The sequence below is a fragment of the Haloferax sp. s1 genome, from assembly GCF_058382125.1.
The window spans coordinates 1-2,664 of sequence record NZ_JBZRPK010000282.1 but is presented as its reverse complement, the minus strand read 5'-3'; the positions used below and the strand labels follow the sequence as shown (position 1 = coordinate 2,664).

4 protein-coding genes are annotated in these 2,664 nt (G+C 54.3%); 2 read left to right on the top strand and 2 right to left on the bottom strand.

Going from position 1 to position 2,664, the window contains the following annotated elements; translation table 11 throughout:
- On the bottom strand, window positions 1-442 hold a 442-nt coding region (gene phaP / locus QT222_RS02910), incomplete at its 3' end, for a PHA granule structural protein PhaP (RefSeq protein WP_491476251.1).
- Window positions 435-767, bottom strand: a complete 333-nt coding sequence (locus tag QT222_RS02905) for an AbrB/MazE/SpoVT family DNA-binding domain-containing protein (RefSeq protein WP_491476250.1) — start codon at window positions 765-767, stop codon at window positions 435-437. The genes QT222_RS02905 and phaP, both read right to left, overlap by 8 nt.
- 188 nt (window positions 768-955) lie before the next feature.
- Between QT222_RS02905 and QT222_RS02900 the strand changes: the two genes are divergently transcribed.
- A complete protein-coding gene (locus QT222_RS02900; RefSeq protein WP_014732690.1) occupies window positions 956-1,615 on the top strand; it encodes a MaoC family dehydratase in 660 nt (219 codons plus the stop codon).
- Window positions 1,616-1,920: 305 nt separating this feature from the next.
- Complete coding sequence (locus QT222_RS02895; protein WP_491476249.1) at window positions 1,921-2,397, top strand: HTH domain-containing protein; 477 nt, start codon at window positions 1,921-1,923, stop codon at window positions 2,395-2,397.
- The last annotated feature ends 267 nt before the right edge of the window (window positions 2,398-2,664 follow it).

Here is a 2,664-nt window from a genome sequence, read left to right as displayed (position 1 = left end):
CCTGTGCAGAGGTCTCCTCTATCTCCTGTAGGCCTTCGAGGTAAACCTCAGTCGCGTCGTCTAGGTATTCCAGGGACTGCTCCATGATTTCGTCCATGGCGTCTGCGTTCTCCTCGAAGCTTTCTTCCATGACATCCCAGGTCTGTTCGGTCATCTCGTCGATACTGTCGAACTGCTCGTCCATCGCGTCCTTCACGTCCGCGTACATCCGGTTGTCTCCCGGCACCGACGAGTCCATCATCTCGAAGTATGACTTGACCGCGGTCCGAGCGAAGTCAGTTCCCTTCCGGCTAACTGACTGTTGGGCCTTCATACCATCGACCATCATGCGCGTTACCTGCTTTTGGAACTCGATACCTTGGTGCATGCTCCGCTGACTCTGCTCGATGGAGCGACGCTGTAACTGGAAGAACTGCGTGAATGGGTTGGCTTGTTCACTCATTTGAATCACCACGTGATTGTTTGATTGGGACGACGAACGCCTGAACGAGGTCTCCTTCCTCGATGTCGAGGGCATCGCGCTCAGCGTCGGGGATGCTGATGCGCCCCCCACTCTGCACGCGCGTTTTGAAGACCGCGGTTTGGAGACTCATCGATCCGAGGTCGGGGAAGTCACCCATCGAACGGCTGTCTGAAACACCCGTACCCGCTGTCATCAGTTGTTCGAACAGACGGAGTTGTTGTTGGGTGAACTCTTCGCTGGCTTTCTGCATCTGTGATGCGAACAGCGCCGGCGGCCACCTCGCATCGTTTGAGTCGTTCGTCATCTCCTAACTCGGTGTTGTACCTGCAGTAACATATATGTTCCCTTCGACACCATTTAGTGGTATCAGATGGTATCGTATGGTGTAGAAGCCGGCAAAAATCCCCTGCCTGGCACTCAGTAGACGATTGTGAACACATACCGAAGTACATAAGTTGGGCGGGTGCAGAGCCGCAGTAACGACCTTATAAGATGACTCGTGAGAACACCGCCACGAACCGAAAGACACCCTCCTCATCGACGGGGATGCAACAACTGACTTCAGCATGGCTTCGCGCCTCTGGCCACCTCGCGAACAGCGTCCTTGAGGCGAATCGAGCGACACTCGCAGCCTTAGGTCTCAGTGATGGTGACCAGAGCGGCGAGGTCGAACTGGAGCCGAGCGTAGAGAGCGTTGCCTACGACGACTCGGACTGGACGGAGACGAGGACTGTCGACGCCTCTGAGAACATCAATCCAGGTGACACCGTCACCTTCTCGAAGACAATCTCCGACGAGGATGTCCGTGCGTTCGCGAAGGTGAGCGGCGACACGAATCGACTCCACCTTGACGAAACGTTCGCAGAAGGGACTCGATTCGGCGGTCGCATTGTCCACGGAACTCTTGTTTCGGGACTCATCAGCGCGGCCCTGGCTCGCCTTCCCGGCGTTACTGTCTATCTCTCTCAGGACATGCGGTTCCTGAATCCTGTGCAAATCGGCTCTCGGCTCACTGCCGAAGTCGAAGTCGTTGAGGCGCTGGCTGAGGACCGTTTCCGCCTGTCGACGACGGTTACGAACGCCGATGGTGAAGCCGTTATCGAGGGCGAGGCCGTCGTACTCGTCGACTCGGCACCGGACCATGTGGAGTAATTTCACGAACGGTCAGGTGCTATATTCTACAGGCGGGAACGGTCAGGTGCTATATTCTACAGGCGGAATAGACCGAGTACGTCGAGGTCTCGCAAACCGTTCTACAATTTGCTGGATGTGGGAACCTCTGATTTCCCTTAATGTGACCCGAAGTGATTCACACTGTATACAGTGCCAAGTACTAACTATTCACGCAAAAGATATAGTTATGTGATAACTACTTACAGGATATGTGAGCGTGCAAAGAGTTTTTGGGTAGTTCGTTGTACTAGCAATCCCAGTTACGTCGACTGGCAGCACCCGTCATGACCACGAGAACAGATGAACCGAACCACGTGAAGTTATTCCTCCGTGCCGACGCCGAAGTCGGTGTGGAACGCATGAAGGAAGCGGCAGTCGAGAAGCTAACAGAACTCGCTGACGCGGGATACATCGATGACTACGATGTCCGCGTATGGGGACGCGAACTACGGTCCAACGGACCTCTCGCGAACACAGAGTATGGGAGTGAACTGCTCGAGTACATCCACGAGTTCAGAGAGTGGGCGGCGGAGAACGATGTCTCGCTCCAGGCTACATTCGACGAGCGGACCATCGTGTCTTCGATTGCGGACGAGCACTACGACGTGGTTTCTCTCCCGACACTCTGTCTCGCGGTCTACGATGATGATGAGGAGTTAATGGGTGTTTACCCCTGCCATAACGGGGATCGGTCCTGTTCGGTCGTCGAGTACCTCGAAACGCTCGAGAACAGCCCGCGTGCGTATACACCGGGTGCCTAAGTCAGGACGCGTTAAGTAGTCTCCTACCTCGCACCCTCGTCCCCATGTTCAGTTTGCTCGGTTATAGTCGTGTTATAGTGACTGTCTAACCATGTTGTTTGGTAACATCTATTGGTGGAGAAATTTCTTTATAGAATGACGACAATCTAACAATTGTAGTGGGTGTACGAATTCCACGCGAGCCATACGTCGAGAGTACCTCGTAACGTTCGATTGTATAACGAGGGCGAAACGACACTCGTGTGCGATATAGTGACAACACTGAGC